25 protein-coding genes are annotated in these 25,081 nt (G+C 68.2%); 13 read left to right on the plus strand and 12 right to left on the minus strand.

Going from position 1 to position 25,081, the window contains the following annotated elements:
- Position 1: 1 nt before the first annotated feature.
- The 3 genes from IE302_RS20520 to IE302_RS20530 all read right to left on the minus strand — a co-directional run bounded on the left by IE302_RS20520 (position 2) and on the right by IE302_RS20530 (position 3,214).
- Positions 2-1,261: a hypothetical protein gene (locus tag IE302_RS20520; protein WP_191256093.1), complete on the minus strand. Its 1,260-nt coding sequence runs from the start codon at positions 1,259-1,261 to the stop codon at positions 2-4.
- A gap of 679 nt (positions 1,262-1,940) precedes the next feature.
- Entirely contained in the window at positions 1,941-2,609 is a 669-nt protein-coding gene (locus IE302_RS20525) for a S1 family peptidase (RefSeq protein ID WP_229907865.1), read from the minus strand.
- Positions 2,610-2,713: 104 nt separating this feature from the next.
- A complete protein-coding gene (locus tag IE302_RS20530) occupies positions 2,714-3,214 on the minus strand; it encodes a polyketide cyclase (protein ID WP_191256094.1) in 501 nt (166 codons plus the stop codon).
- 65 nt (positions 3,215-3,279) lie between these two features.
- On the opposite strand from IE302_RS20530, the gene IE302_RS20535 reads away from it, so the two are divergent.
- Positions 3,280-4,191 (plus strand): trypsin-like serine peptidase, encoded by a 912-nt coding sequence (locus IE302_RS20535; protein WP_229907866.1) that lies wholly within the window; start codon positions 3,280-3,282, stop codon positions 4,189-4,191.
- On the opposite strand, the gene IE302_RS20540 is transcribed toward IE302_RS20535, so the two are convergent.
- Entirely contained in the window at positions 4,192-5,403 is a 1,212-nt protein-coding gene (locus IE302_RS20540; RefSeq protein WP_191256095.1) for an amidohydrolase family protein, read from the minus strand.
- A 194-nt stretch (positions 5,404-5,597) separates the two neighbouring features.
- Between IE302_RS20540 and IE302_RS20545 the strand changes: the two genes are divergently transcribed.
- Complete coding sequence (locus IE302_RS20545) at positions 5,598-7,121, plus strand: nucleobase:cation symporter-2 family protein (protein WP_191256096.1); 1,524 nt, start codon at positions 5,598-5,600, stop codon at positions 7,119-7,121.
- Positions 7,122-7,139: 18 nt separating this feature from the next.
- Here IE302_RS20545 and IE302_RS43325 read toward each other — a convergent pair whose 3' ends face one another.
- On the minus strand, positions 7,140-7,412 hold the full coding sequence (locus tag IE302_RS43325; protein WP_229907867.1) for a hypothetical protein: 273 nt from the start codon (positions 7,410-7,412) through the stop codon (positions 7,140-7,142).
- A 150-nt stretch (positions 7,413-7,562) separates the two neighbouring features.
- Here IE302_RS43325 and IE302_RS20555 point away from each other — a divergent pair, with 150 nt between their 5' ends.
- From IE302_RS20555 to IE302_RS20565, 3 genes are all read left to right on the plus strand, one after another.
- Positions 7,563-7,766 (plus strand): cold-shock protein, encoded by a 204-nt coding sequence (locus tag IE302_RS20555; protein ID WP_016330817.1) that lies wholly within the window; start codon positions 7,563-7,565, stop codon positions 7,764-7,766.
- Between the two features lie 210 nt (positions 7,767-7,976).
- Positions 7,977-9,218 (plus strand): lipase family protein, encoded by a 1,242-nt coding sequence (locus tag IE302_RS20560; protein ID WP_373308008.1) that lies wholly within the window; start codon positions 7,977-7,979, stop codon positions 9,216-9,218.
- 104 nt (positions 9,219-9,322) lie between these two features.
- Positions 9,323-9,967 carry a GNAT family N-acetyltransferase gene (locus tag IE302_RS20565; protein WP_191256098.1) on the plus strand — a complete coding sequence of 215 codons (645 nt, stop codon included), beginning with the start codon at positions 9,323-9,325 and terminating at the stop codon, positions 9,965-9,967.
- Here IE302_RS20565 and IE302_RS20570 read toward each other — a convergent pair.
- Complete coding sequence (locus IE302_RS20570) at positions 9,957-10,604, minus strand: response regulator (RefSeq protein ID WP_191256099.1); 648 nt, start codon at positions 10,602-10,604, stop codon at positions 9,957-9,959. The genes IE302_RS20565 and IE302_RS20570 overlap by 11 nt on opposite strands.
- Positions 10,601-11,803: a sensor histidine kinase gene (locus tag IE302_RS20575; protein ID WP_191256100.1), complete on the minus strand. Its 1,203-nt coding sequence runs from the start codon at positions 11,801-11,803 to the stop codon at positions 10,601-10,603. Before IE302_RS20575 ends, IE302_RS20570 begins: the two co-directional genes overlap by 4 nt.
- Before the next feature lie 138 nt (positions 11,804-11,941).
- Here IE302_RS20575 and IE302_RS20580 point away from each other — a divergent pair, with 138 nt between their 5' ends.
- Positions 11,942-13,030, plus strand: a complete 1,089-nt coding sequence (locus IE302_RS20580; RefSeq protein ID WP_191256101.1) for an alpha/beta hydrolase family protein — start codon at positions 11,942-11,944, stop codon at positions 13,028-13,030.
- On the opposite strand, the gene IE302_RS20585 is transcribed toward IE302_RS20580, so the two are convergent.
- Positions 13,027-13,983 (minus strand): SDR family NAD(P)-dependent oxidoreductase, encoded by a 957-nt coding sequence (locus IE302_RS20585; protein WP_191256102.1) that lies wholly within the window; start codon positions 13,981-13,983, stop codon positions 13,027-13,029. The genes IE302_RS20580 and IE302_RS20585 overlap by 4 nt on opposite strands.
- Before the next feature lie 54 nt (positions 13,984-14,037).
- Between IE302_RS20585 and IE302_RS20590 the strand changes: the two genes are divergently transcribed.
- From IE302_RS20590 to IE302_RS20600, 3 genes are read left to right on the plus strand one after another with little or no spacing between them, the layout of a single operon-like run.
- A complete protein-coding gene (locus IE302_RS20590; protein WP_191256103.1) occupies positions 14,038-14,430 on the plus strand; it encodes a MerR family transcriptional regulator in 393 nt (130 codons plus the stop codon).
- Positions 14,431-14,466: 36 nt separating this feature from the next.
- A complete protein-coding gene (locus tag IE302_RS20595) occupies positions 14,467-14,925 on the plus strand; it encodes a PPOX class F420-dependent oxidoreductase (protein ID WP_229907868.1) in 459 nt (152 codons plus the stop codon).
- A gap of 32 nt (positions 14,926-14,957) precedes the next feature.
- Positions 14,958-15,944: an MCE family protein gene (locus IE302_RS20600; RefSeq protein ID WP_191256104.1), complete on the plus strand. Its 987-nt coding sequence runs from the start codon at positions 14,958-14,960 to the stop codon at positions 15,942-15,944.
- A gap of 21 nt (positions 15,945-15,965) precedes the next feature.
- Here the strand turns inward: IE302_RS20600 and IE302_RS20605 are convergent, their stop codons facing one another.
- Both IE302_RS20605 and IE302_RS20610 read right to left on the minus strand, forming a co-directional pair.
- Positions 15,966-16,388 carry a hypothetical protein gene (locus IE302_RS20605; RefSeq protein WP_191256105.1) on the minus strand — a complete coding sequence of 141 codons (423 nt, stop codon included), beginning with the start codon at positions 16,386-16,388 and terminating at the stop codon, positions 15,966-15,968.
- On the minus strand, positions 16,381-16,746 hold the full coding sequence (locus IE302_RS20610; protein ID WP_191256106.1) for a hypothetical protein: 366 nt from the start codon (positions 16,744-16,746) through the stop codon (positions 16,381-16,383). The genes IE302_RS20605 and IE302_RS20610 overlap by 8 nt, the downstream gene beginning before the upstream one ends.
- A 426-nt stretch (positions 16,747-17,172) precedes the next feature.
- Here IE302_RS20610 and lanKC point away from each other — a divergent pair, with 426 nt between their 5' ends.
- From lanKC to IE302_RS20630, 4 genes are all read left to right on the plus strand, one after another.
- Positions 17,173-19,716: a class III lanthionine synthetase LanKC gene (gene lanKC, locus IE302_RS20615; RefSeq protein WP_191256107.1), complete on the plus strand. Its 2,544-nt coding sequence runs from the start codon at positions 17,173-17,175 to the stop codon at positions 19,714-19,716.
- A 39-nt stretch (positions 19,717-19,755) separates the two neighbouring features.
- Positions 19,756-19,899, plus strand: coding sequence for a SapB/AmfS family lanthipeptide (locus tag IE302_RS20620; protein ID WP_191256108.1), 144 nt, complete (start codon positions 19,756-19,758; stop codon positions 19,897-19,899).
- A 112-nt stretch (positions 19,900-20,011) separates the two neighbouring features.
- Positions 20,012-21,679 (plus strand): ABC transporter ATP-binding protein, encoded by a 1,668-nt coding sequence (locus tag IE302_RS20625; RefSeq protein WP_191256109.1) that lies wholly within the window; start codon positions 20,012-20,014, stop codon positions 21,677-21,679.
- Positions 21,676-23,412 carry an ABC transporter ATP-binding protein gene (locus tag IE302_RS20630; protein WP_191256110.1) on the plus strand — a complete coding sequence of 579 codons (1,737 nt, stop codon included), beginning with the start codon at positions 21,676-21,678 and terminating at the stop codon, positions 23,410-23,412. The genes IE302_RS20625 and IE302_RS20630 overlap by 4 nt, the downstream gene beginning before the upstream one ends.
- Here IE302_RS20630 and IE302_RS20635 read toward each other — a convergent pair.
- Complete coding sequence (locus IE302_RS20635; protein WP_191256111.1) at positions 23,368-23,787, minus strand: acyl-CoA thioesterase; 420 nt, start codon at positions 23,785-23,787, stop codon at positions 23,368-23,370. The genes IE302_RS20630 and IE302_RS20635 overlap by 45 nt on opposite strands.
- Positions 23,781-25,067, minus strand: coding sequence for a hydroxyacid-oxoacid transhydrogenase (locus IE302_RS20640; RefSeq protein WP_191256112.1), 1,287 nt, complete (start codon positions 25,065-25,067; stop codon positions 23,781-23,783). The genes IE302_RS20635 and IE302_RS20640 overlap by 7 nt, the downstream gene beginning before the upstream one ends.
- Positions 25,068-25,081: the final 14 nt, after the last annotated feature.

The following is a 25,081-nucleotide window of genomic DNA, read 5'->3' on the forward strand; positions in this document are numbered from 1 at the left end:
CTCATTGACCTCTAATCTTTGTGACCAACTCCAGCATTTTGTCGAGTGTGTTGACGCCGTTGGCGCCTTGGCTACTCTTGTCTGTTTGGTCGCCGCCTTCCCAAGTGCGTCCAAACATTCTGTCCACAAAATCAAGCTTTGCCCGCTCAACTTTGCTGGAATCTTCAACGTCCGATAGAAATGCTCCGATTGTTCCAAGTTCGAGTTGCACTCTCTTATTGGTACTTGCGCGAGTCAGTGCATGTGAGCCAAACTGAAACGCGACTCCAGCAGCAATGGCGCCCGTAACGGTAATACCAAGTTTCAGTATGACATATTGCCAAGTGGGCGAAAAGGTCGATGATACCTGGCCAAAAGTTCGAACTAGATAGATACCAAGCCCTACTAATACGGCGAATCCAAATGCGTATGCAACAACCCCAGAAACCCACTCGCGTGTCGAATAGGACCCATAGTCTTTTGCTAAAATAGCTGCTGCTGCCTTACTGGATGCTTTTTCAACTGACTTGTGAAGCTCTTCGATCTCGTTAAGGTGACCTTCTGCGTTGGTCTTCAGCGTCTCAACTTGGGATAAATGTGGCTGCGCACGTTCGGTCAGCTCTTCGCCTTGCTTTGAGAGCCAGGCGTCAAAACTCTCTTTATTGCGTTGTTGAGAATTGGTAAAAGCTTCGCTGTTGGTAACCAGTGCTGTATCAAGTCGGGTCTCGTCCTGTGCAATCCTCTGCTCTGTGCGATCAATCTGATCGGATAACGATCGCAGTTTCTCAGCGAGCCGCTCTCGTTCTTGATTAGCCTCGTTAAGGATTTCAGAAATTCGGTTGCTCTGCTCATTATTGCTTTCCAGAAGCCTTGCTATCGCCGCTTCGGCAGAGTCTCGGTACTCCTTAAAAGCGCGGTTTGCTAATGCTGCTGCACCGCCTTTGGCATTAATTACCGGCCAGGCTGAAAAGGAGTGTACTGCTTGGTCTAAGTAGCTGGATGCGTTCTGCAGGTGCGCCGTATTGTTGTTGGATACATAGTTTCGTACTTCCTGTAGGGTCTGCGACAAAAATGATTGCGTATTAGATAATGCAAGCATTGAATATGGTGCAGGGTCCGTCAAAGTCTTGTGTGGCGAGATAAAAGCGAGGCAATATCGGATCTGCTCGCCGATTTCGCCATTGCCACTGCTAATCGCGGATTCGTTTTCCTCAAAGTGGCTCTGTAGCTCATCAGTGACCTGCCACAGGGGATGACCTTCAAACTGAGCTTGAGTTGTCATGGCTCTCCATTGGTCGAACGATACGGCTAGATGAAGTTGGGTCTGTGAGAACTTTCTTTACGTCTTCAAGCCGCCCTACCGGGCGGGCGCGCGGTCCGAACAGGCGCGCGGCCGCCCTGGTCGCCTCCGTCTTGGACGGCCGCGCCGGACGCCGTCGGACACGCGCGCAGGACACGGCAGGACGGTTGGTAGAACGCGAAAGATTGTCACATGACAGCGCGTTCGGGGACGCCACCCAACCCGATCGCCGGATGGTCGAAGCCAGGCCGGACACGGTCAACCCCGCTTCGCGCCGATCTCGCGCGTGGTCACCTTCCGTAACATCGGTCACCTTGCGTAGGTCGTTCCGGGCGCGAGATCGGTTACAGGGTTGACCGTGTCCGGCCTGGCCTCAGGCGGCTTAGGATCGGGAAGGGAGGCGCGTGGATTGGCCGGCATTGGCGGGCTCCCGAACGCGACTCGCCTTCCGAAGTGGCGACTGCCCCTTTAGTGCCCCCAAACAGCCAGTGTTGACCAGGGTGATCCCGAACTGACCAGCGTTTGCACCTGTGAAATGCCCAGGTGAACGGGGACATTCGGGGTTGTCCGGAACCTTCCAGAGTAGTTGATCTTGCATCCGTAGGTTCTGGGTTCGAGCCCCAGGCGGCCCACTCTTAAGACAGCCCCGCCGACTAGGTCGTCAGGCGAGGCGCGCCCCGTAGGCGGCGAGCACGGCCGGCAGTGGCTGGTAGAAGCTGACCCGGCTGTTCCCGCCGGAAAGCACGCCGTAGCCGGTGGCGCCGGAGAACAGCGGGCCGCCGCTGTCGCCGCTCTCGATGGGGATGTCGGTGGCGATCGTGCCGACGACCTGCTTGCCGCCGCCGTAGTTCACGGTCTGGTTGAGGCCGAGGACCTTCCCGCACGTCTTCTTGGTGCTCATGCCGCTCTTGCACACCACCTGCCCCACCCGCGGGGTGCCCGCGCGCAGGATCCGCTGGGTGTTGCCGTTGTAGAGGTCGACCCGGGCGTTCCCGGAGCCGGAGACGTCCCGGATGCGCCCGTAGTCGGTGACCGGGAAGTGGGAGTCCTCGTTGGGGCCGATGTCCTTCCAGTCGAGCCCGTGTTCGGTGCAGTGCCCGGCCGTGAGGATGTAGCGGACGCTCTTGACGACGATCGCGAACCCCGCCGAGCAGTAGTACGGTTCGCGGCCGGGTCCCGGCGAGACGGTGTACATCGCGTCGCCACCGTTCACTGTGGACTGTGGTTCAGGCGACGCCGCCGAGGCGGCCGGGCCGGCCAGCAAGGTGGCCGTGGCCAGGGAAAGCAGTACTCCGACCAGCCTGCGACCCGAGCGGGCGAACATGGGCATGTCCCTTCGTCCTGCGTGAGATCCGCTGTACCTGGACCAGTTCAGTGGCAGCAGGCGGGTGGCACAACGGGAGTCAGCCTGACGAGTGACCCGGAGGAAGCTCGTCAACTCCGGTGCTGTTCGGCGAGCTGCTTGAAGGTGAGCAGCTGCCGTCGGGCCATGACCAGATCACCGACGGAAACCCCGACGGCCACCAAGCGGTTGGTGCGCATGACGACCTTCAGCAGCAGGCGCGAAGTGTCCCGCTCCTGGGGTATGAGTACGTAGGACATGAAGGCGCCCATGATGGCGCCCGTCAGCTGTTCCCCCGGCGCGACCGAGACGACGCGGCCGAGCTTGCGCCCGCCGGTGGCGGTGAACGTTTCGCCGACTCGGGGCTCGGGAAGATCCAAAAGCTCGCGGGGTGAGCGGCGGCCGAGGTTGTCGATCCAGTCGTACGAGTAAGGCGCGAGCCGCACTTGCGCGACCCACGGCCACACCGCTTCGGTGGGTGCCTCGACACTCACGCCTCGCCAGGCGCGAAGCGTCGGGGAGGTGACGAAGTCGTCGCACGGATAAGCGCGCGCGATCTCGTCGTCGCTCACGCCCCATCGGTCACCGATCATGCACCCATCCTCCGGTGACCGGATCCGGTGAACAACCTTCGCGGCGCCCGGGACGTCTCTTGATCATGGACTTGAAGCGCGCAGCTCGCCGTGTCGTTGCCCTGTCGGCCGCTCTCGGCGCCGCGACGGCGGTGGTCGCGGCGCCGGCGTCCGCGGCCGACGACCAGGTGGTGACCGTGGTGAGCGAGGCCGACCGGGCGGCGGCGCTGGCTCACTGGACGCCGGAGCGGATGCGTCAATGGGTGGGCGAGGAGGATTTGCCGCCCGCGGAGAAGATCGGCCGCGAATGGGCGGGGCCGGTGCCGTCGGGGGTCGGACGGCTGTTCTTCACCGCCCGGCCCGGGGTCGACGGATCCTGCACGGCGACGGTGGTTCCCAGCTCCAGCAAGGACGTGGCCCTCACCGCCGGGCATTGCGTGAACGGCGGCTTCGACCGGTTCGACAACCCGATCAAGATCGTCAACGTCGTGTTCGTCCCGGGTTACGACCACGGCGAGGCGCCGCACGGGGTGTTCGCGGCCCGGGCTTTCGCCTGGTCCAGCACGTATTCGGGCCCGACGAGCGGGGCGGACGACGACGCCGTGCTCGCCCTGGATCCGGTCGACGGCCGCCATGTCGCGGACGTCGCGGGAACGCAGGAGATCTCGTTCGGGAAGCTTCCGTCCACTGTGGACACGACGATGCTCGGCTACCCCGTTTCGCAGGCGGCCGGCGGTGAGGCGTTGTTCTCCTGCGCGCGGCCCGCCACGTACCAGGAGAACTCGGTCAACACGACGTGGAACACCGATTGCGACCTCGCGGGCGGCTCCAGCGGCGGCCCGTGGCTGCGGAACTTCGATCCCGCCACCGGCAAGGGCACCATCTTCAGCGTCACGAGCCGGGGGACGATGACCGAGGACGGCGTGACGACGGACCTGAGCGGTGCCGCGCTGACCGAGCCGGTGCGGAAGTTGTACGAGCGAGCCGGCGAGCTCTGATCAGAACTCCACCACGGCGAGGCCGTCCGCCACGACGACGCCGTCGTGCAGCACGGTGCGGTCCTTGCCGCGGTCCATCACCGCGCTCGTCGGGGTCTCACCGTCCACCAGCAGCAGATCGGCGCGGTCGCCCACGGCCACGCCGGGCCGGTCGGCGATGCTCGCCAGCCGCGGGACGCCGTGGCTCATGATCGAGGCGCCGCCCATCGTCGCGACGGCCAGGGCCATCTCGATCAGGTCGTCGCGGCGGAAGCCGTGGGTGAAGGCCAATTGCCAGGTGCGGTCGAGCAGATCGCAGTTGCCGTAGGGGCTCCAGTAATCCCGCTGGCCGTCTTCGCCGAGGCCGACGCGCACGCCCGCGGTCGTGAGGTCCGGCAGTGACAGCTGGCCGTCGGCGGACGGCGCGACGGTCGCCATCGCGATGTCCAGCTCCGCGAACGTGTCGATCAGGCGGCGGCTCACCGATTCCGAGATCGACCCCAGCTCGTACGCGTGCGACATCGTCACCTTGCCGCGCATGTCCAGCGCGCGGACCCGCTCGATCACCAGGTCGGTCGAGAAAACGCCGAGATGACCCGGTTCGTGCAGGTGGATGTCCACCTCCACGCCGTACTTCTCGGCGAGGCCGAACACGACGTCGAGATGTCCCTTGGGGTCCTTGTCCAGCGAGCACGGGTCGATCCCGCCGACGACGGTGGCGCCCGAACGTAGCGAGGCCTCCAGCACGTCCACGGTGCCGGGCTCACGCAGGATCCCGGCCTGCGGAAACGCCATGATTTCGACGTCCGCGTGCCCGGCGAAGCGTTCCTTCGCGGCGAGTACGGCGTCGAGCTTCTCCAGCTTGCAGTCGACGTCCACCTGCGCGTAGGTGCGCACCCGCGTGGTGCCGTTGGCGATCATCCGCTCCAGCGTCCCGGCGACGCGCTCGGGCAGCGGGACCTCGGCGTCGCGCCAGTTCTCGCGGTCGTTCAGCATCATCGCCCACACGCCCGGCGCTCCGGTGTGCGGCCGGAACGGCAGGCCGACGCGGGTCGAATCCAGGTGGACGTGCACGTCGCTGAACGACGGGAACAGCAGCCGGCCGCGCCCTTCGACGGTGTCGGGTGCCGGAGCGGCGGCGGGGTCGTGCGGGCGCACCGCGGCGATCCTGCCCTCGGCCACTTCGACGTCACTGCGCTGTCCACCCCAAGGGCGGACGTCCCGGATCAGCACGGAAGACACCTTTCTCGACGAACCCTATTTGGTATACCAAAGCCGGTCCGCCGAAGGCAACGATCAGGTGATCCGCGCCATCCGGGCTCGAAGATCACCCGCCGAATTCGGGTCTTGCCGTTCTGCTATGTGGAAGTTAACCTCCGCAGATCGAAATTGCCCGGCATCGCTCGCTTCTATCGAGAGGCGGATCCATGGTGAAGAGGACGCAGACCGCAGCGGCCGCGAGGGGTGGGCCCGAGGACGAACGGCTCGGGATCGGCAAGAGTTTCACTTACGGCATCCAGCACGTCCTGACGATGTACGGCGGGATCATCGCGCCGCCGCTGATCATCGGCGGCGCCGCGGGCGTCTCGCCGGCCGAGATCGGGCTGCTCGTCGCGTCGTGCCTGTTCATCGGCGGTCTGGCGACGATCCTGCAGTCGTACGGCGTGCCCTTCTTCGGCTCCCGGTTGCCGCTGGTCCAGGGCACTTCCTTCGCCGGCGTGGCGACGATGACCGCGATCGTGGCCGACGGCGGACTCCCCGGCGTCTTCGGCGCGGTGATCGCGTCCTCGGTGCTCGGACTGCTCATCACGCCGGTCTTCTCGCGGCTGGTGAAGTACTTCCCGCCGGTCGTCACCGGGACGGTGATCACGGTGATCGGGCTCAGCCTGATGCCGGTCGCGGCCAAGTGGGCGATGGGCAACAACGACAAGGCGCCGGACTTCGGCTCGGTCTCCAATATCGGGCTGGCCGCGCTGACGCTGGCGATCGTGCTGGTGCTCAGCAAGGTCGCCGTCCCGGCGATCTCCCGGCTCTCGATCCTGCTGTCGATCGTGGTCGGCACCGTGCTGGCCGCCCTGCTGGGCAAGGCCGACTTCTCCAAGGTCGCGGACGGCCCGATCTTCGCGCTGCCGACGCCGTTCAGCTTCGGCGCGCCGACCTTCGACATCGCCGCGATCGTGTCGATGTCGATCGTCGTGCTGGTGACTCTCACCGAGACCACGGCCGACCTGCTCGCGGTGGGCGAGATCGTCGGGACGCGGGTCGGCAGGCGCCGGATCGGCGACGGCCTGCGCGCCGACATGGCGTCCTCGGCGATCGCGCCGGTCTTCAACGGCTTCACCCAGAGCGCGTTTGCCCAGAACGTCGGCTTGGTCGCGATCACCGGGGTCAGAAGCAGGTTCGTGGTGACCGCGGGCGGGGTGGTGCTGCTGGTCCTCGGGATGCTCCCGATCCTCGGCCGGGTGGTCGCCGCGATCCCGTACCCGGTCCTCGGCGGCGCCGGTCTCGTGCTGTTCGGCACGGTCGCGGCGTCCGGTATCAAGACACTGTCCAAAGTGGACTACGACGGGAACCTGAATCTGGTCATCGTCGCCGCTTCGGTCGGCCTCGGCATGGTCCCGATCGCGATTCCGGACTTCTACCACCATTTCCCGGGGTGGGTCGGCACGATCTTCCATTCGGGGATCAGCTCCGCCGCGCTCCTGGCCGTCGTGCTGAACCTGGTGTTCAACCATCTGAAGCCGGGCAAGGCGGGCAGTGACCCGTCGGTGTTCGCGACGGCGACCCGGGTGATCGACTACTCCGACCTCAAAGCCTTGTCCCAGCTCAAAAACGGCGACAAGATCGTCGACGGCAAGATCGTGGACGCCGAGGGCAGGCCGGTCCCGGTTCAGGACGCGGACGGCCGTCCCGTGCAGTACCGGCTCGGCTCCGGCCCGGAAGCGCACTGACGCCGCGAGGGCCCGCGGTCAAGCCCTCGCGCGGAGGCTGTCGACAAGGATCGACAGCAGCCGCGGGCCACGCTCGTCGACTTCGGCGTCGTCCAGCCGGGACAACCAGCTGATCAGCACGATGACGCCGCCATCGAGCGCTTCGGCCGCTTGGACGTCTTCGTGGGCAACGCCGGGGTCGCCACGCTCAGCCCGATCGCCGAGCTCGGGATCGACCCCGCGGCCGTCGCCAGGGCGATCGCCTTCGCGATCGACCAGCCCGAGGACGTCGAGATCCGGGGGCCTGACCATCCGGCCGACTCGCCAAGGGTGACGTTGACCTGCGGATCTGTCCGAATTCGGCCCGGGGAGGTGTGCTCGGCGGCAGGACCTGCGAGAATGGTCGGTGAGATCTGGGCATCGAATGAGCTCAGACTCGCTATGAAGAGCAGGTAGAAAAGTATGGCTCAGGGCAGCGTCAAGTGGTTCAACGGCGAAAAGGGCTTCGGCTTCATCGCTCAGGACGACGGCGGACCGGACGTTTTCGTGCACTACTCGGAGATTCAGGGCACCGGCTTCAAGTCCCTGGACGAAGGGCAGCGCGTCGAGTTCGAGATCGGCCAAGGTCAGAAGGGCCCGCAGGCCCAGCGCGTCGTCGCCATCTGACTTTTTCCACGCCGAAGGCCTCCATCCGTTCCGGGTGGGGGCCTTCGGGCGTTTAGGGCACTCCAACGGGTGACAAAAACCCGAAATCGCGTCCTCAGCGAGCTGATAAGGCTCGAAATCGCTGGTTGACGGCCCCTCCGCCTGCCTCCACTGTGGGTTTCCTCTCGCCGGTCCCGCGAGAGGAAACCGAACTCATCAGTGGAGTTCAGCATGCCTTTTTCCGTTCGTCCGTCCCGTCTGCGTGCCCTGCTGTCCCTGTCGGTGACCGCAGGCCTCGCCGCCGCCCTGGTGTCCTTCGGTGCCGCGCCCGCCGGCGCCGATCCCGGCTTCTACGAGCCGCCGTCACCGCTTCCGCCGGGCAGCAACGGCGACGTGCTCAAGACGTTGCCGTCGAAGTTCACCGGTGCCGAGTCGACCAGGGTCATGTACCTGAGCCGGGACGCCGCGAACCGCGCGATCCCGGTGACGGGCACGGTTCTGGTGCCCGACAAGGCATGGAGCGGGCCTGGGCAACGGCCGATCGTGGCGTACGCGCCGTTCACGGCGGGTATGGGTGATCAGTGCGCGCCGTCGAAGGCGCTGGCGGGCGAGGGCGGCGACTTCGTTTCGTCGTTCCAGAGTTCCTTCGTGACTTCCTTGCTGGACAAGGGGTTCGCGGTCGCCCAGACCGACTACCAGGGGCTCGGGACGCCGGGCGAGCACACGTACGTGGTGCGGGAGGCCGAAGCCCACGCGGTTCTCGACGTCCTGCGGGCGGCGCAGCGCCTGCCCGGCACCGGGCTTTCGGCCTCGTCACCCGTGGGTGTCGCGGGCTACTCGGAAGGTGGCGGCGCTTCGGCTTCGGCCGTCGAACTGGCGCCCTCGTACGCTCCCGAACTCGACCTGAAAGGCGCCTACGTCGGAGCGGCTCCCGCGGACAAGGCCGTCCTCGCGAAAAGCCTCGACGGCGGGATGTACGTCGGATTCCTGGGGTATTCGCTGATCGGCCTGAACGCGGCCTATCCGGAAGCCGGGATCCTGGACCTGGCCAACGACGCCGGCAAACAGCTCTTCGACGAGGCACGCACCACCTGCACGCTGGACGCCGTCTTCAAGTACATGTACAAGAACTCCAGCCAGCTGACGAAGGACGGGCGGCCGGTCTCGGCCTACCTGGAACAGGAGCCCTTCCGAGGGATCGTCTCGGCCAACCGCATCGGGAACCTCAAGCCCGCGGCGCCGGTGCTGGTCGAGCACACGCCCAACGACGACGTCATCCCGTCGAGCATCGGCAAGCAGCTCGGCAAGGACTGGTGCGCCAAGGGCGCGAACGTGCGGTTCCAGGACATCCCGTCGTTCAGCCCGGTCTTCTCCCACGTCCTTGGCATCTCCGGCGCCCAGGGCAACGCGGCGAACTGGCTGGCCGAGCGGTTCGCGGGGAAGCAGGCGGCGGGGAACTGCGGCCAGTTCTGACGGCGAGGGCGGGGCGAGTGGCCAGGGTCATCTCGGGCCCACGGCGACGCGCCCCGCCACTACCGATATCGTCGATGCATGCTTGTGATCGTTCGTGAGCACCCGTGCGGCCGGACGCGGTGAGCCGCTCCGCCCCGGAGCCCGAGCAGGTCGGGCGGAAGGTGCGGTTGCGCGAGGTCGGTCTCCGGGACCGGCGGGTCCTGATGGGCTTCGACCGCGACATGGCCCGCGAGGCGTCGACGCTGATCGGCGGCGGGCACCGGCATTGGGCCTCGCACCGTTCGGGTTCCGCGGGCGACGACATCCACTTCGGCATCGAGACGGTCCGCGGCCGGATGCTGGTCGGGTCGGTCTGCACCATCGGCGCCGACCCGGTGACCGGCCACTTCGGCTACGGCATCGGGATCGCCCCGCGTCACCAGCGCTGCGGCTACGCCACGGACGCGATCACCGTCCTCCTGGCGCATATGTTCGAGCAGCGAGGCTTCCGCAAATGCGAGGTCACCGTGTACGGCGGCAACCTGGCGTCCCTTTCGCTGCACGGTGGTCTCGGCTTCCGCGAGGAAGGCAGGCTGCGCGACACCGAAGTGGTGCGCGGCGAGATCAAGTACCTGGTGCGGATGGGCATCACGGCGGAGGAATTCGCCGCGCGCCCCGCGGACGGCCTCGCCGACCTCGGGCGCCGCGGACAGCACCGGCGGCCCCGCCGCGGCAAGCACTGGCGCGCGCCCGCCGCGGTCACCGGCTGATCATCCCGGACTCGTAGGCGAAGACGACGGCCTGCACGCGGTCGCGGAGGCCGAGTTTCGTGAGGATACGGCCGACGTGGGTTTTCACCGTCCCCTGTGAAAGAAACAGTTTCTCGGCGATCTCGGCGTTGGACAGGCCGCGGGCCAGCAGCCGCAGCACCTCGTTTTCACGCTCGGTGAGCCGGGCGAGCCTGCGGTCCGGGGCCGGGGCGGGCAGGCCGGTGACGACACGGTCGAGCAGCCGCCGGGTGACGGTGGGCGCGAGGGTCGCCTCTCCGGCGGCGACGACGCGGACGCCGGCGAGCAGGTCCGGCGCCAGCGCGTCCTTGAGCAGGAAGCCGCTGGCTCCCGCCTGGAGCGCGGCGTAGACGTATTCGTCCAGGTCGAAGGTGGTCAGCACCAGGACGCGGGCGCGATGGGCCGCGGCGATCGCGGCGGTGGCCTCGACGCCGTCCATCTCGGGCATCCGGATGTCCATCAGCACGATGTCGGGATCGAGCTCCGCCACCAGCGTGACGGCCTCCGCGCCGTCCCCGGCCTCGCCGACGACGTCGATGTCTTCGGCGTTGTCCAGGATCATCCGCAGGCCGGTGCGCACGAGCGCCTGGTCGTCGGCGATGACCACCCGGATCGTCATGACGGCAGGGTCGCGCGGACGGTGAAGCCGCGGTCCGGCCGCGTTCCCGCCGTGAAGGTGCCGCCCAGTACGTTCACCCGTTCCCGCATCCCTTCGAGGCCGTGCCCGGTGCCGGACGGCGGTTCCGCCGAGACGCCGTCGTCGGACACCTCGATCGCCAGTGTTCCGGGGTCGTACCGCATCACGATAGTCACCGACGCGCCCGGTCCGGCGTGTTTCAGCACGTTCGTCAGCGCCTCCTGCACGATCCGGTAGGCCGCCAAGTCCACTGTGGACGGAAGGGGTCGCGGTTCCCCTTCGACCAGGAACTCGACCGGCGTGCCCGCGGAACGGACGTCGGCGACCAGCCTCGGCAAACGTTCCGCGCCGGGCTGGGGCTCCCAGTCCGGCTCGTCTCCCCCGAGCGCGCCGAGCAGCCGCCGGATCTCGCTCAACGCGGTCCGCCCGGTGCCGACCACGGCGTCCAGCGCCTCCCGCGACCGCTCGGGCCGCCGCTCCAGTTCCGCTTGGGCGCCTTGGGCCTGCAACACCATCACGGAAAGCGCGTGCGCGACGACGTCGTGCAGTTCGCGGCTGATCCGGCCGCGTTCGGCGACCACGGCCAGCGCGGCCTGGGTGTCCCGCTCGCGTTCGAGATCGGCGGCCCGCTGTTCCAGCACCGACAGGCGGATCCGGCGCTGCCGGGTGTTCAACCCGGCCAGCCACGCCACCGTGAGCGACAGCTCGATGCCCGGGAAACCGCCCCAGTCCTGCACTTGCCGCGTGTCGGTATCGGTGTCGAAGGGTGCCAGTGGATCGATGATGATGATCCGCGGCGGCCGCGGGGCCGGTTCCCGCGAATTCGCTTGGGAGGCGTGGAACGACCACGCCCCGGCGACCAGCAGTCCCGCCGCCAGCAACGTCAGGGAGAGCCGCCGCGATCCCCAGGCCGCGACGGAGAAGAGACCGATCAACGCCACGACGTCGACCGGGCGGAGATCGTTGCCCATGGCCAGGTGCAGCAGCGAGACCGCGGAACCGGTCGCGAAGGTGATCGTGGGATTGCGATGCCGGATCAGCAAGGAAGCCAAGGACACCAAGGAGGTCAGCCACCACTCGACACCCTCGGGATCATCGGCCGAGGCCACAGTGGACAGTCCGATGAGGACGACCAGACCGAGGTCGACGGCCTTGGGGTGACTCCTGAGATTGGCCAGCACCAGCCGAGCGTAATCCCGGATCGAATGCAGCGGATCCCTCTCGCGGCAGACATCGGGATACGACCTCCGGCAGACGCGCGAATACGCCGCGCGGTCTCAGGCTGGGCGGCGGAAGATCCTCGACAGAACGGAATCCCCATGAGAAGGCTTCTCGTCGCAGTGGCCGCCCTCGCTGGCATGGTGTCCCTCGCGAGTCCGGCTTCGGCGGTCCCGCGGCTGACGTTGCCGCCGCCGACCGGCTCGTATCCCGTCGGCTCCACCGACCTGCACCTGGTCGACCAGGCGCGCAAGGACCCCTGGGTGCCGACCGGGCCGCGAGAGCTGATGGTGTCGATGTTCTACCCGGCGCTGCTGCCGGTCGGCCCGAAACGGCCGTATCTCACTTTGGCCGAGGCCAAGCTGTTCCTGGCCGGATCGGGCCTCCCCGACATCGACCCCGGACTGCTCGCCGGTCTCCGGACCAGCGCCCGGGTCGACACCCCGCCCTTGCCGGGGAAGCGCGCGCTGGTCGTCCTGTCACCGGGGTTCAACAAACCGCGCACCACGCTCACCGGGCTGGCGGAGGAACTGGCGAGCAAGGGTTTCGTCGTCGCGGTGATCGGCCACAACTACGAATCCTTCGCCACCGGCTTCCCCGACGGGCACGTCACCGGCTGCGTCGCGTGCGGTTCGGACTCGAAGCTGCTCCCACCGGTGCGCGCCGCGGACGTCTCGTTCGTCCTCGACACGCTGACCAGGGCTTCTTCGCAGTGGTCCCGGTTGATCGACCGGACCCGGATCGGCATGGCCGGGCACTCCATCGGCGGGTACAGCACGCCGACGGCGATGCTCGCCGACCAGCGGATCCGGGCCGGAGCCGATATGGACGGCAGGCTGTGGTCGCCGATCCCCGCGTCCGGGATCGACCGGCCGTTCCTGCTGCTCGGCCGCGAAAGCGAGTACACCCCGGCCGGTCCGGACACGACGTGGGCCGGCAGCTGGCCGAACCTCACCGGCTGGAAGCGCTGGATCAGCGTCGCCGCGGCCGCGCATCCGTCCTTCACCGACGTCGGCGTTCTCGGTGAACAGCTCGGACTGAGGGAGCCTGGTGTGCTCGACGGCGTGCGCGGAATGCAGCTGACCAGGGCTTATCTCTCCGCGTTCTTCGACAAGCACCTGCGCGGCGCGCGTCAGCCGCTGCTGGACGGACCGGTGGCGGGCAACCCCGAGATCAAGTTCTGGAACTAGCAGGGGGAGACACCGGTGAGGTCGGTGGACAACCGCCACAGCCGCTCGGCCTCACCGGCGTCGATCGCGTAGGGGCGCACGCCGACCCACTCGCCCTCTTCATGGGCGATTTCGGCGACGTCGCAGTCCTCGCAGTAGAGCCCGCCCATACCGTCGAGTGACGGCGACGTCGCCGCCCAGACCTGGGTGGCCGCGCCCTGCTCCGGCGACTTGAAATCCGGATCGGCCTGGTGCCCGTGCTCGTCGATCCAGCCGCGCTCGACCATCTCCTCCTGCCGCAGATGCCGTTGCAGGGGAGTGAGGATGGCGCCCGGGTGCAGGCTGAACGCGCGGATCCCGTGCTCGGCGCCGAGCTTGTCGAGATGCACCGCGAACAGCACGTTCGCGGTCTTGGCCTGGCCATAGGCGAGCCACCTGTCGTAGCCGCGCTCGAAGTGGACGTCGTCCCAGCGCATCGGCGAGGAATGGTGACCGGAGGAGGCGACCGTGACGACCCGGGCGCCACCGGACGCCGTCAGCGCGGGCCAAAGACGGCCTGTCAGGGCGTGATGGCCGAGGTGGCAGATCGCGAAATGCGACTCCCAGCCGCGGCCGACCCGCCGTTCGGGCGCGGCCATGATCCCGGCGCCGGCGATCAGGAGGTCGACCGGGCGACCGGTGGAGAGGAACCGGCGGGCGAAGGTCTCGACGCTCGTCAGGTCGGCGAGGTCGAGTTCGCCGACCTCGGTGCCGGAGATCCCGGCGAGGGCGCTCTCCGCGTCGGCCGGACGGCGGGCGGGGACGACGACGTGCGCGCCCGCGTTCGCCAGCGCCCGCGTGGTTTCCAGGCCCAGCCCCGAATATCCGCCGGTGACGACGGCGAGCCTGCCTGTGAGGTCGATCCCGGTCAGGACTTCCGCGGCGGTACTGCGAGCGTCGAAGCCGGACCCGATTTTGTGCTGTGCGGTGATCATGCGGCGAACGCTAGGAGCTAGAGGGCTCTCTAGGTCAACCGTTAGGGTCGCCCCGTGACGGAACTCGCGATCGGCCAGGTCACCGCCCGGACGGGCCTCAGTGTGCACGCGCTTCGCTTCTACGAGAAGGAAGGGCTGCTCGCGGCGCCGGTGAAACGGGACGCGAACGGCCGCCGCGTGTACACCGAGTACGACGTCGAATGGCTGGTGAACTGCACGAAGTTCCGGGCGTCCGGGATGCCGCTCGCCACGATCCGCGAGTTCGCCGAGCTCGTCCGGCAGGGGCCGGGAAACGAGGAGAAGCGGCTGGAGCTGCTGCGGGCGCATCAGGACACCGTCCGTGACCGGATCGCCGAACTGGCCGACTGCCTGGAAGTGATCAGCAGGAAGGTCGAGGTCTACGAGGAGCATGTCGCGCGAGGGACGGCGGACGCGCTCTGGCGATAGCCGTCACGTTCCGCGCGGCGGCGTCGTCCCAGGGATATGACAACACAGCTCACCAGGTTCACCGACCAGAAGACGATCCTGCTGAAGACGTTCAAACGGGACGGGACGCCAGTCGGGACTCCGGTCAACATCGCCGTCGAAGGGGACCACGCCTACATCCGCACGTATGACGCGGCGTGGAAGGCCAAGCGGCTGCGGAACGATCCACGGGTCGAAATCGCCCCGTCGACCTTCCGCGGCGTCCCGACCGGGGATCCCGTGAGCGGACAGGTTCGCCTGCTCGACGGCGACGAGGCGCGGCACGCGGCCGCTCTCCTCGCCAGGAAGCATCGGCTCCTGCACGGCTTCCTCGTCCCGCTCGCGCACCGGCTGAAGAAGTACAAGACGCTCCACTACGAAGTCCGGCTCGACACCCTTCGATGGTCCATAATGGACATTCGACAGTACCCGATCGGTGCAACGTTTCGCCTGGCGATGGGCACGGGCGGCCCCTAGAGTTTGCCGCTCGTGACCAGCGAGGTGAGGCGATGAGGTCCTTCGGCGCGGTGGATCCGGTCAAGCTGGCGCTCGCCGGGCTCACCACGATGGCCCTCGGGATGGCGGCGGCGCTCAACGCCGACGCCCTGCCGGTGATCGGCGGCGGCACCACCTATTCCGCCGAATTCTCCGACGCGGGCGGGCTGCGCGCGGACAACGACGTGCGGATCGCCGGGGTGAAGGTCGGCAAGGTCTCCGAGATCGACCTCGAAGGCGATCGCGTGCTCGTCTCCTTCCGGGTCAAGGACGCGTGGGTCGGCGACGCCACGAGCGCGTCCATCCAGATCAAGAACGTCCTGGGGCAGAAGTATCTGGCGCTCGACCCGCGCGGCGAGGCGATCCTCGATCCCGGCGACGCGATCCCCTTGCGGCGGACCACCGCGCCATACGACGTTCTTGAAGCGTTTCGGGATCTGTCGAAGACCGTCGATGCGGTCGACGTCGATCAGCTCGCGAAGAGCTTCGACGCCATCTCGGCCACCTTCGCCGACACGCCCGCGGACGTCCGTGCCGCGCTCGACGGGATCTCGAAGCTCTCCGGCACCATCGCCTCCCGCGACCGGCAACTCCGGACGCTGGTGGCGAACACGCGGCAGGTCTCGCAGACCCTCGTCGACCGCGACACCGAGGCCCAGCGGCTGGTCCAGGACGGAAACGCGCTCCTGCGCGCGATCTCGACTCGGCAGCAGGCGATCAAGGACCTGCTCGACGGCTCGAAACGGCTCGCGACCGCTCTCGACGGCATCATCGCCGACAACGACGGGCAACTCGCGCCGGTGCTCGAACAACTCGACCGGCTGACGTCGATGCTCCAGCGCAACCAGGACTCGCTGGCCAAGGGGATCGCGGCGTTCGCCCCGGCGATCCGGGTGCTCACCAACGTCGCGGGCAACGGGCGCTGGATCGACGGCTACCTGTGCGGGCTGGTCCTGCCCACGTTCGGGCCGCTCAACGAAAAGGGCTGCTTCGAGAAGTGAGTGAGCGGAGCGCGCTGTCCGTCAGGGCTTCGTCCGCCGCAACCAGAACAGCCCGATCACCGGCAGCACCAGCGGGATGAAGAGGTAGCCCTGCCCGTACACCGACCACACGGTGGCGTGAGGGAAGGCCTCGCGGTCGAAGAGGCTGAACGTGCCGACGGTCAGCACGCCGAGCAGTTCGATCCCGCAGGCGACCAGCGCGATCCGCCACCAGCCCGCGCCGCGGCGGGCCAGCGCCACGGTGGCCAGGAGATAGACGACGGCCGCGAACGCGGAGAGGACGTAGGCCAGCGGGGCCTCGGAGAATTTGGTGCTGATCTGCACGGCGGCGCGCGATGTCGCCGCCAGCGCGAAGATCGCGTACACGGCGACCAGGATCCGTCCCGGGCCGGAGGTCTTGTCCGGGTGGGTGTCCACCGTTCGCTCCTCGGTTTCTTCAGGCACTGGCGCCCGCCCAGACCTCGTGCAGCCGCAGCACCATCACCGGGATGGCGAGACAGGCGATCCCGAGGATCGCGGTGCTCGATCGCGTGCGCTCGGCCAGCGCCCAGAACGTCCCGAGCGGGAGCACGACCAGGCTGCCGATCAGGTAGGCGAGATAGGTGGCCATGCTGCCCGGACGGCCGCCGCCGATCAGCAACACGACGCCGATGACGAGCTGGGCCACCAGGAGGAGCTCGACGACGGCGAGGCCGGCCAGCAAGGCGTTGTCCGGAAGTTTTTTGCGCACGGACTGCACGAAACTCCACACCGCGACCAGCGTCGCGCAGATCGCGACGGTCACCGCGAGGCCTGTGATCACGCCCGCCTCCTTACCCGCTCCACCGGCGACAACGTACCTCCGGGCCGATCATCGCCGACGGGCGACCGGTGAGGTGCGTGGCGGGCGCCACGAAACGTGCAGTGGTCCAGACCTCAGGTGAATAGATCACGAAGCGCGCGGGGTTGGCGCTCTGTCAATTCCCTGGTGTCTAATTGTGATCGGCGTCGCTACCTGGGATTACGTCGCAGGTTCGTTCCTGTTACACACCGACCGGGTGGTTGAAATCCCAGTTGATCTCACGCTGGGTACCCCTACCATTCGGTAGGTTTCGAATTCACGTCCCTGAACAGCCCATCCGAACCCCCGGTATGGCGGATTGGCCGTTCGGTATCCGGCGGGTGGAATATTCTCCATCGCGATGGTGCACATGGCCCATCCGATTGGTGCCGAAGGAGGGGGCGATCAATGGATGTCCGGTACGAAGCGTATTGCTTCGCCGATCCTCTGTTCTTCGATGAACAGCGGGAAACCGGGAATTCGTCCGATGATTTCGCCTCCCTGTTGCCCGCTCCCGAGTCGGGCTGGCGCTCCGGGGTGCGCGGAGTATGGCGGATGTTGCACCCTGTTGATCGAAACCTTCCCTTGCAGGGCTGGAAAATCCACGTGTCGGCCGGGTTGGGCAACGCCGAGCGCGTGCTCGTGAAGGTGCACGAGCATTGTGTCGAGCACGACGTCTCGTACAAGCATCTGCGTTCGCGGACCACCTTGCTGGCACGAAATTCTAAATACGCTCCGCGTGATGGAAGCGGCAAGTTACTGACTCTTTATCCAGCTGACAACAACGAGCTCGAACGCGTCCTGGCCGAGTTGTCCGCGAAGCTCGACGGGGAACCCGGGGCATACATTCTCAGTGATCTCCGGTACGGTGCCGGGCCGCTCTACGTCCGCTATGGCGGATTCGCAGAGCAATGGGTCGAACTCGACGGAAAACGTGTCCTCGCGGTGCGCAAACCGGACGGAACGCTGGTCCCGGACAAGCGCGAGCCGACCTTCTCCGTACCCGACTGGGTGACCATTCCGGAGTTCCTCGCACCTCATCTCGCAGCTCGCAAGAGCGGCGGCACGGATCAGTTCCCCTATCGAGTGAAGAGTTCACTGCACTTCTCGAACGGCGGCGGCGTGTACCTCGCCGACCGGAACGCCGACGACGAGCGGGTGGTCCTGAAGGAGGCCAGGCCGTTCGCCGGCCTGGACCGCGACGAGATCGACGCCGTCGAACGGCTCCGCCGCGAGCACGAGGTGCTGGAGCGGCTGAAGGGCGTCGACGGCGTCCCCACCGCCTTCGACCGCTTCACCGTCTGGGAGCACCACTTCCTGGCGATGGAGTACATGCCGGGCATTTCGCTCGGCAACTGGCTCGCCCGCAACTACCCGCTCACCCGGCGGGACACCACCGAGGCCGACATCGCCGAGTACACCGGACGCGCGCTGGCCCTGGTCCGGCGCGTGGAGAAGCTGGTCGGCGACGTGCACGACCGCGGGATCGTCTTCGGCGACCTGCACTCCCTGAACATCCTGGTCGACGGTGACGACGACGCCGTCTCGCTGATCGACTTCGAGATGGCGGCCGACAGCGAAAGCGGCGTCCGGCCCGCTCTCGGCGCCCCCGGTTTCCGCGCCCCGCGTGACCGGAAGGGGTTCGAGGTCGACGAGTACGCGCTCGCCGTCCTGAAGCTGTGGATCTTCCTGCCGCTCACCACGCTCCTGGAGCTCGCCCCGGCGAAGCTGCGCGGGCTCGCGGACTTCGTCCAGAAACGCTTCGACGTCCCGGAGGGCTACGCCGACTCGATCGTCGCGGTGCTCGCGCCCCGGAACATCCCGCCGCTGACGAGCGCGACCGAGCTGGACCAGGGCGAGCCGGACTGGGCGCTGGTCCGCAAGCAGATCACCGAGGCGATCCTCGCCAGCGCGACCCCCGAGCGCACCGACCGGCTCTTCCCCGGCGACATCGAGCAGTTCCGCGTCGGCGGAGCGTGCTTCGGCTACGGCGCGGCCGGCGTGCTCCACGCCCTGAACACCGTCGGCGGCGAGCGCCACCCGGCGCACGAACGCTGGCTACTGGACTCGATCCGCCGCGATCCGCCGGGACGCCCGGGGTTCTACGACGGTTCGTACGGGATCGCGTACGTCCTCGAAGAGCTCGGTTACCGGGACGAGGCCACCAAGCTGCTGGCGTCGTCGGCGACGCTGGTCGAGCAGACCACCGACCACGGCCTCGAAGGCGGGCTCTCCGGGATCGGGCTCACCCAGCTGCATTTCGCGGTGGCCCGCAAGGACAACGAGTTCGGCAGGCAGGCGCTGGGCACCGCCGTCCGGCTCGCCGAGGCGCTCGAGACCGCCGACCCGCCCGGCGATTTCGCCCGGGCCGGGCTGCTCAACGGCTGGTCCGGTCCGGCGCTGCTGTTCGTCCGGTTGTTCGAGCGCACTCGCGAAGCGGGCTGGCTGTCCTTCGCCGACCAGGCCTTGGAGCGGGACATCGAGGAGTGCGCCGAGTCCAACGACGGCTCGCTGCAGGTCCGCGACGGCGAGACCCGGACTTTGCCCTACGCGGGCGTCGGCAGCGCCGGGATCCTCATGGTCGCCGAGGAACTGGCGAAGCACCGTCCGGACGCGAAGGCGTTGAAGAGCCTTCACGGCCTGCGCGAGGCGTGCCGCGGCGAGTTCGTCATCCACCCCGGTCTGTTGTTCGGCCGGTGCGGGCTGATGACCGCGCTGGCCATGGGCGCCGAACCGGACCGGACCGTCCGCGACGCCATCGACCTGCATCTTTCCCGGCTGGCCTGGTACGCGGTGCCGTACAAGGGCGGCCTGGCGTTCCCCGGCAACCAGCTGCTGCGGCTGTCGATGGATGTCGTCACCGGCGGCGCGGGCGTCCTGCTCGCCCTCGCCGCGACCCTGGACGGGAAGGCCGCGCTGCCTTTCCTGTCCTCCAGAACTGCCGTCCAGTGAGGACGGCGGACGAAGAGGTAACTAGTGAAAGGGAACACCATGGAACTGGTTCTCGACCTGCAGGCCCTGGACGCCCCCGAGGTTCTCGACGGTGGCCACGGCGGCAGCCACGGCGGCACCAGCAACCTGAGCCTGCTCGCGTCCTGCGCGGACAGCACCATCAGCCTGCTGACCTGCCACTGATCCAGGTCTGATCGACGAAGGGCGCGGGAGCGGCACAGGCCAAGTGCGCCGCTCCCGCGCTCTCATTTTGCCTTTAGCTTCGTCTCGATGGGATCACGGATTAGGGAGTGGGATGGCGGGGTCAGCCGATCGGCTGTTGCTCACGGTGGCCGCCCTCGATCGTCCCCGCTTGAGCGCGCTGGTCTTGAGCGCGCTGGCCGGGACGGCGTCCGGGCTGCTCCTGCCCGGAGCGCTCGCGGCCGCCGTTGACGCCGTCGTGGCGGGCCGTCCCAGCCTTCCCGAAGTCTCCTGGCTGATCGTCCTCGGTGTCACCGAGATCGCCGTCGCCCTGATCGGCGGGATCGTGACCGCGCGGATGACCAGTTCCGCGACGGCCTGGCTGCGCCGACGGCTGGCCGACCGCTATCTCGCGCTCGGCACCCGTTCGAGGTTCGCCGACGGCGACGCGATCAGCAGGCTCACCGGTGACTGCACCGGCGCGGGGCTGATCGCCTCGGTCGTCGTCCAGCTCGGATCGACCACCCTGATCTCCGGTGGTTCCGTCGTCCTGCTCGCGCTGATGGACTGGCGGCTCGCGCTCGTCTTCCTCGGCAGCATCCCGTTCGGCCTGATGTTCGCGCGCTCTCATCTGAAGAACACCGCCGACGACGTCCTGACCTATCAAGAGGTGTCCGGCGAACTGGCGGCGAGGATGGTCGACGCCGTCGCCGGGCTCCGCACGATCGCCGCGTCGGGTACCGCCGACCGCGAGGCCGAACGGGTGCTGCGGCCACTGCCGAAACTGAGCCTCGCCGGCCGCGGGATGTGGCGTACGCAGGCGCGGATGGTGTGGCGGTCCGGTCTGCTGCTGCCCGCGGTGGAACTCGCGGTGCTCGCGGCCGCCGGTTTCGGCGTGATGGCGGGCAGGCTGACCGTCGGCCAGGTGCTCGCGGCACTCGGTTACGTCGCCCTCGGCATGGGCCTGGTCAGCCAGATTCCTTTGCTCACCACACTTTCCCGCGCGCGGTCGTGCGCGCGGCGGATCAACGAGGTGCTGGACGCGCCGGTCCCCGAGCCGGGCGAACTCGGCGTCGTCCCCGGACGCGGCACGCTCGAACTGCGCGGGGTCACCGTCGAAGGCGCGTTGCGGGACGTCGATCTGCTCGTGCGTGGCGGGAAGTTCACCGCGGTCGTCGGGCGGTCCGGCTCGGGGAAGTCCGCGCTGGTCAACGTCCTCGGCGGACTCCTCACCCCGGACGAGGGAACGGCCACGCTCGACGGGCGCCCGCTGGAGAAGCTGCGGCCGTACGAACTCCGCGCCGTCGTCGGGTTCGCCTTCGAACGGCCCGCGCTGCTCGGCGCGACCGTCGGCGACGCCGTCGGCTACGGCTCGTGGGCGGGGGAGGCCGCCGTGCGCGGCGCGTGCCGGTCCGCGCAGGTCGACGATCTGATCGTCCGGCTGCCGGACGGCTACCGGACGCCGCTTTCGGAAACCCCGCTCTCCGGCGGGGAGGCGCAGCGGATCGGGCTGGCGCGCGCGATCGCGCACGCGCCGCGAGTGCTCATCCTCGACGACGCCACCGCCAGCCTCGACACGGTCACCGAAGCCGCCGTCGAGGAGGCGATCGAACGCACGCTGCCCGGCCGGACGCGGGTCGTGGTGACGCATCGCGCGGCCACCGCGGCGCGAGCGGACACGGTGGTGTGGCTGGAAGACGGCCGGGTCCGGGCGGTCGGCCCGCATGGAGAGCTTTGGCGAAATCCGGCGTATCAGGCTGTTTTCACCGAGGGTGAGCAGTGAGCGTCTGGGGGCTCTACCGCTCGGCGCTGGCCGGGCAGTGGAGAGGCGGGCTGGTCCTGCTGGCCTGCTCCGTCCTGGAGAGCGCGCCCGCGTTCTTGTCCGGTCGCCTGGTCGAACTCGCGGTTGACGAGGGGTTTGCCGCGGATCGGCCAGGCACCGGACTGCGTTGGCTCGCGGTCTTCGGGCTGGTCGCCGTGATCGGGGCGTTCGGTTCCCGGCTGGTGTGGCATCAGCTCGGCAAGGTCGTCGAGCCGTTGCGCGACGCGCTGGTGACCGCCGTCGTGCGCGGGGTCCTGCACGATCCCGCGCCGCCGCGGAACCAGCCGGACGCCAGCGGCGTCGCCCGCATCACCCAGCACGTCGAGGTGGTCCGCGACGCCACGGCCGGGCTTCTGGTGCAGGCGCGCGCGATGGTCGTGACGACGGTGGCGGCGCTGGCCGGGCTGTTCACCGTCGCCGGTTCGCTGGCGCTGATCGTCGCGATCCCGGTGGTGGTCGCGGTGGCCGTGTTCGCCTGCCTGCTCCCGTCGCTGGCCCGTCGTCAGCGGGCGCTCGCCTTGGCCGACGAACGGACCGCCGAGGTCGCGGGCGCGTCGTTGTCCGGGATGCGTGACATCGTCGCCTGCGGCGCGGAACCCCTGGCCGCCCTTGATCTCTACGACGCCATCGACACGCAGGCCAAGGCGGCGGTGCGGGTGGCGCGGTCCGGGGCGGCGCGGGCGGTGGTGATCGCGACGGGCGGGTTCGTGCCGCTCCTCCTGGCGTTGCTGGTGGCGCCGGGAATGGTCAGGGACGGGGTGCTCACCGCGGGCGCCGCGCTCGGCGCGCTCGTCTACCTGGCGACGACGATGCAGCCGGCGTTGCGGGGCCTTGCCTCGACCGCGAGCACCGTGGTGCTGCGGCTGATCGTCGCGTTGCGGCGGCTGGCGGAGACCGCGGAGGCCGAACCGGAGCCCGACGGCACGGCCGAACCCGACGGGACCGCGATCTACGTCCGTGACCTCACCTTCAGCTGGGGCGCGGCGGCGCAACCGGTGGTGCGTGGTCTCGACCTGCACCTGCGGCCCGGCGAGCGGCTCGCGGTGGTGGGCCCGAGCGGGATCGGCAAGTCGACTTTGGCCGGGCTCCTGACCGGGATGCTCGAACCGCAGGCGGGCCGCGTGCTGCTCGGCGGGGTCCCGGTCCGGGAGGTCCCGGCGGCGCTGCGGCACCGGATGGTCGCGCTGATCCCGCAGGAGGCCTACGTCTTCGCGGGGTCCGTGCGGGACAACGTCGGCCTGTTCGCGCAGACCGCGATGGACGGTGAACTGCTGGCCGCGGTGACGGCCGTCGGCGCGGAACCGCTGGTGACGCGGCTGGGCGGGCTCGATGGCGAGATCGGGCACGGCACGCTGTCCGCCGGCGAGGCACAGCTGATCGCGCTCGCGCGGGTGTACGCGAGCGACGCGGGCGTCGTCGTCCTCGACGAGGCGACGTCGCACCTGGATCCGCCGGCGGAAGCCCGCGCGGAACGGGCGTTCGCCGAGCGGGGCGGGGTGCTGGTGGTGATCGCGCACCGGCTGACCTCGGCGTTGCGCGCGGACCGGGTCCTGGTGATGGACGGCAAGGAGACCGCCCTGGGCACCCACCTCGAACTCATGGACCGGTCCACGCGCTACGCCCAGCTCATGCACGCGTGGTCGCCGCGGCTACCCCAGCCCAGTGCGCAGTTCTTCCAGCGCGCTCCTGAGTAGACCCTCGACGGGGACCGGCCGCCGGGACTCGCGATCGACGAAGACGTGCACGAAGTGCCCCTCCGCGATCACCGTCTCCTTCGAGTACATCCCGACCTCGTAGCGGACGCTGGACCGGCCGAGATGCCCGACCCGCAGGCCGACTTCGAGTTCTCCCGGGAACGACACCGAAGCGTGGTACTTGCACTGCGATTCCACGCACAGCCCGATGACGCCGCCGGTTTCGATGTCGAGCCCGCCGCGTTCGATCAGCCACGTGTTGATCACGGTGTCCATCACCGAGTAGTGGACGACGTTGTTGACGTGCCCGTAGACGTCGTTGTCCTTCCACCGCAACGGAACCGTCTGCCAGTGCGGGTACTCGGCGTTCACCACAGCGTCACCGAGTCCCGCAGGATCCCCGCGAGGTCCTCTTCGGACGCTTCACGCGGTGCCGTCGCCAGCAGTCGTTGTTGTTTCACCGTGCCGGACACCAGTGAGTCCACATCGGACTCGGTGTAGCCGACGGCGCCGATCCCGTTGGGGATCCCGATCTCCCGCATGATCTGCCGCAGCACCGCGGGCAGGTGGTCCCGCAGATCGCCCGGCCATTCGAAATCCGGCGCGAGCAGCCGGGCCACCCGCTCGTGCCGGTCGGGAGCGGCGTCGAAGGTGAACCGGAACGCCGCGGGCGCGGTCAGCGAGACGGCCATCCCGTGCGGCACCATCGCCTCCTCGCCCGGATACCCGGCGGGATGGAACTCCCGGACCTGCCCGGCGATCGGATACGCGTTGGCGTGCGGAATGTGCACGCCGGCGTTGCCGAAACCGAGCCCGGCGAACGTCGCCGCGAGCGCCATCGCCTCGCGAGCCTTCAGGTCCGAGCCGTCCCGCACGGCAGCGGGCAGCGCCCACGACAGCAGCCGCAGCGACTGCTCGGCGAACATGTCCGCCAGCGGATTCGAGCCACAGTAAGGAACCCGGTCCTCGGGCCGCTTCCGGTCGAACTCGGTGTACGGCTTGGCCGTATAGCTTTCCGCGGCGTGGCAAAGGATGTCCATCCCGCTCGCGGCGGTGACCTCCGGCGGCTGCGAGACGGTCAGCCTCGGGTCGACCACGGCGAGGCTCGGCCGCAGCCGGAGATGGCTGATGCCGCTCTTCACCCGCAGTGACAACACGTCCAGCACGCAGACCGTGGTGCTCTCCGAACCGGTCCCGGTGGTGGTCGGCACCGCGACCAGCGGTTTCAGCGGCGCGCTCGGCGCGCGGCCACCGCCGACCGGGGCGTTGACGTAATCCAGCAGATCGCCGTCGTTGCTGGTCAGCAGGTTCACCGCCTTGGCGGTGTCGATGGCCGATCCGCCACCCACGGCGACGAAGGCGTCCCACTCGCCCTGCCCGCGGGCGAAGTCGACGGCCTTCCGCATGCTGACGTCGGTCGGCTCGACGTGCACGCCGTCGAAGACGACCGCTTCGATGCCGTAGCCCTCGATGCCTTCGGCGATCCGCTGTGGCCAGCCGGTCGCGGCGACGTCCGCGTCGGTCAGGACGAGTACCCGGCGGGCGCCGTACTGAGTGAGGTCGTAGCCGATCTCGTCACTCGATCCGGTGCCGTATTTCAGGGCCGGGGCACCGTAAGTGAAAACTGTTTCACGTCCGGCGGTGGTTGAGGTCACGTTTTCGTGCTCCC

The sequence above is a fragment of the Amycolatopsis oliviviridis genome (genome assembly GCF_014654365.1).
Classification (GTDB): Bacteria; Actinomycetota; Actinomycetes; order Mycobacteriales; family Pseudonocardiaceae; genus Amycolatopsis; species Amycolatopsis oliviviridis.

Coding starts and splice junctions, on each gene's coding strand:
- IE302_RS20520 (WP_191256093.1), bottom strand. CDS start 1,261: ATGACAACTCAAGCTCAGTTTGAAGGTCATCCCCTGTGGCAGGTCACT.
- IE302_RS20525 (WP_229907865.1), bottom strand. CDS start 2,609: ATGCCCATGTTCGCCCGCTCGGGTCGCAGGCTGGTCGGAGTACTGCTT.
- IE302_RS20530 (WP_191256094.1), bottom strand. CDS start 3,214: ATGATCGGTGACCGATGGGGCGTGAGCGACGACGAGATCGCGCGCGCT.
- IE302_RS20535 (WP_229907866.1), top strand. CDS start 3,280: ATGGACTTGAAGCGCGCAGCTCGCCGTGTCGTTGCCCTGTCGGCCGCT.
- IE302_RS20545 (WP_191256096.1), top strand. CDS start 5,598: ATGGTGAAGAGGACGCAGACCGCAGCGGCCGCGAGGGGTGGGCCCGAG.
- IE302_RS43325 (WP_229907867.1), bottom strand. CDS start 7,412: ATGGTCAGGCCCCCGGATCTCGACGTCCTCGGGCTGGTCGATCGCGAA.
- IE302_RS20555 (WP_016330817.1), top strand. CDS start 7,563: ATGGCTCAGGGCAGCGTCAAGTGGTTCAACGGCGAAAAGGGCTTCGGC.
- IE302_RS20560 (WP_373308008.1), top strand. CDS start 7,977: ATGCCTTTTTCCGTTCGTCCGTCCCGTCTGCGTGCCCTGCTGTCCCTG.
- IE302_RS20570 (WP_191256099.1), bottom strand. CDS start 10,604: ATGACGATCCGGGTGGTCATCGCCGACGACCAGGCGCTCGTGCGCACC.
- IE302_RS20580 (WP_191256101.1), top strand. CDS start 11,942: ATGAGAAGGCTTCTCGTCGCAGTGGCCGCCCTCGCTGGCATGGTGTCC.
- IE302_RS20585 (WP_191256102.1), bottom strand. CDS start 13,983: ATGATCACCGCACAGCACAAAATCGGGTCCGGCTTCGACGCTCGCAGT.
- IE302_RS20595 (WP_229907868.1), top strand. CDS start 14,467: ATGACAACACAGCTCACCAGGTTCACCGACCAGAAGACGATCCTGCTG.
- IE302_RS20600 (WP_191256104.1), top strand. CDS start 14,958: ATGAGGTCCTTCGGCGCGGTGGATCCGGTCAAGCTGGCGCTCGCCGGG.
- lanKC (WP_191256107.1), top strand. CDS start 17,173: ATGGATGTCCGGTACGAAGCGTATTGCTTCGCCGATCCTCTGTTCTTC.
- IE302_RS20620 (WP_191256108.1), top strand. CDS start 19,756: ATGGAACTGGTTCTCGACCTGCAGGCCCTGGACGCCCCCGAGGTTCTC.
- IE302_RS20625 (WP_191256109.1), top strand. CDS start 20,012: ATGGCGGGGTCAGCCGATCGGCTGTTGCTCACGGTGGCCGCCCTCGAT.